At 73.3% G+C, this 2607-nt stretch carries 2 protein-coding genes; both read right to left on the reverse strand.

Annotated elements, in window-relative coordinates; translation table 11 throughout:
- Nucleotides 1-62: 62 nt before the first annotated feature.
- Entirely contained in the window at nt 63-1514 is a 1452-nt protein-coding gene (locus RIM90_RS23265) for an FAD-dependent oxidoreductase (RefSeq protein ID WP_309062694.1), read from the reverse strand.
- A 23-nt stretch (nt 1515-1537) separates the two neighbouring features.
- The coding region (locus RIM90_RS23270) for a polysaccharide pyruvyl transferase family protein (protein ID WP_309062695.1) at nt 1538-2607 on the reverse strand (1070 nt) is incomplete at its 5' end.

Raw genomic sequence — 2607 nt, forward strand, 5'->3', positions numbered from 1 at the left:
TGGCGTGACGGCGGACCGGGCGTCCGGGCCCGGGACGGGTGGGCCGAGGGGCGGGCCGCCCGTCAGCCGCGCGCGGGCGGGTGGTCGGTGCCGTCGATCCGCAGGCGGGCGCCCTGGCGCAGCAGTTCCTGCTGGACGAGGGGGTGCGGCAGGTCCCGTGGGTCGCGTCCGAGGCGGATCGCCAGGCCCGCGCAGACGCCGGCCGCCTGGCCGGTGGCCATCGCGATCGGCATGACCCGGTACGAGGAGTGCGCCACGTGCGTGCCGGAGATGCAGCGGCCGGCCACCAGCAGCCGGTCCGTCTCCCGGGGCAGCAGACAGCGCAGCGGGATGTCGTAGAAGCGGCCGGGGGGCACGCGCTTGAGAACGGTGCCGGTGCCCCTGGGGTTGTGGATGTCGACCGGGTAGGCGCCGTGCGCGACCACGTCCGGGAAGGACTGCGCGGCCAGGATGTCGTGCCCGGTCAGCTTGTAGTCGCCCAGGATGCGGCGGGTCTCGCGGACACCGATGTGGGTGCCGCTCTGCACGACGTAGGAGTCCTCGAAGCCGGGTACGTGGCGGCGCAGGAAGCGGTCGATCTGCTCGAGCTGGCGGCGGGCGGTGTACTCGGCGCGGCTGAGGTCCCACACGTCGGTGCCGAACGCCCTCGTGACGCGGGTGCTGTTGACGCTGACCTCGCCGGGGTGCGGGGTGCCGAAGAACAGTATGTCCTCGCGCGGGAGCTGGAGCTCACCGTCCGCCGTGGCCTCCTTGACGAGGTCCCACAGACCGTGCACGCCGCGCCACTGGTCGGGGTGCTCGCGGACGTACTCGGCGAACCGCGGCTGCGCGAAGTCCGCGACGCGGAACATGAGCGTCATCGGCTGCACCAGCCCGTCCTCGGGCCGGCCGGTCTCGTACGGCGCTCCGCAGGAGGCCGCGACGTCGCCGTCACCGGTGGCGTCCACCACCACACCGGCGTCGATCACCACCGGTCCCGACTTGGTCTCGAAGACCACGCGCCAGCCGTCGTCCAGCGGCAGCGCGGCGGAGGCGAAGGAGTGGAACAGCATCCGCGCCCCGGCCTCGTCGAGCAGGTCCAGCAGGACCAGTTTGAAGACCTCCGGGTCGAACGGCACGGTGTAACCGGTCTCCAGGGAGGGCGGAACACAGCCGCCCCGCGCCGTCAGCCGGTCCAGCAGCCGCCACAGGACACCCGCGACCACCGGCTCGCCCTCGCCGTGGTCGGTGGGCAGCAGCCGGGTGCCGTCGCCGCTCCCGTCGAAGACGGCCTGCTTGTGCTCGTTGTGGAAGGACATCAGCGGCATGACCAGTGCCGCGGTCGCATTGCCGCCGAGGAACCCGTACCGCTCCACGAGCACCGCCTCGACCCCGGCGTCGGCCGCGGCGAGCGCGGCACCGCATCCGGCGGGGCCGCCGCCGACCACCAGGACGTCGGTGCGGCCCGCGTGCAGGGCGGGCCGCGGCGGCAGTGTGACGGTACGGGCTCGTCCGGGCGGTTCCAGGATGGGCATCGAGTGTCTCCCGTCAGCTCTCCTCAGGCCGCGTCGTGCGACTCCGTCCGGGACGGCTCCGCCCGTGACTCCTGCGGCTCACGGACGTCACCGAGCCGCTGCTCGGTGACGTGGGTACTGCTCGTGCCCTCCAGCCCGTTCGCCGCGGCCGTGTCGTCACGGCAGTCGGTCCGGCCGGTCCCGTCCATGCGGTCGAGCAGGTCGCCGCAGCGCACGCAGGTCTCCTGGGCCAGGGTGTGCAGCTCCCGCACCCGGGAGCGCAGTTCCGCACGCCGCTGCGGGTACTCGTCCCAGAGCCGGTCCACCTCCGCCAGGAGAAGACCGGCCTGCTCCCGCGCCACTCCGACCAGAGCGGGGGCGCCGATGCGGCGGGCGAAGTCGAAGACCTTGCCCGAGTAGGGAAGCGGAAGGACCGGCAGGCCGGAGACCGCCGCGAAGATCACGAAGTGCAGCCGCATGCCGACCGCCAGGTCCAGCCGGCGCATGAAGCCGAGCACCTGCCCCGGGCTGTAGGCACCGTTGAGGATCCGTCCCCGGTCCGGCGCGGTCATGTGGTACAGCACGGCGTGCGCGTGCCGGACGTCGTGGCGCTCCATCGGCATGAACACCACATAGGCGTCCAGGCGTCGGACCAGGAAGTCCGCCACCTCGGCGAGCAGCGCGTGGTAGCCGCTCTCGTCGAGGTTCTCGGCCGCACGCCCCGGTTCCCGCACCGACATGCCCACGAGCCGGGTGCCGGCGGGCAGCCCCTCGTCCCTCATCATCCGGCCGGTGAAGGGCTCCGGGCACAGTCGCAGCGCCGGGTCCGCGGTGACCTTGACCTCGCGCTCCACCCCCACCTCTTCGAGCACCAGCCGGGACTCCTCGTCCCGTACCACCACGTCGTCCATGTCCGGCAGCACGGTGCGCACCGCCTCCCGGTCGTCGGCCTCCCGCAGCGGACCCGCGCCGACGGCGTACGCGAACGTGCGGACGCCGCGGTCCTGCGCCGCGCGGACCAGCCGCAGATAGCGGCGCGCCTCGCCGTCGTAGAGGATGCCGCCGCCGCCCAGCACCAGCAGGTCCAGACCGGACAGCACCTCGAGTACGGGGC

The organism is Streptomyces sp. (assembly GCF_031181555.1).
GTDB classification, from domain to species: Bacteria; Actinomycetota; Actinomycetes; order Streptomycetales; family Streptomycetaceae; genus Streptomyces; species Streptomyces fimbriatus.

Coding starts and splice junctions, on each gene's coding strand:
- RIM90_RS23265 (WP_309062694.1), bottom strand. CDS start 1,514: ATGCCCATCCTGGAACCGCCCGGACGAGCCCGTACCGTCACACTGCCG.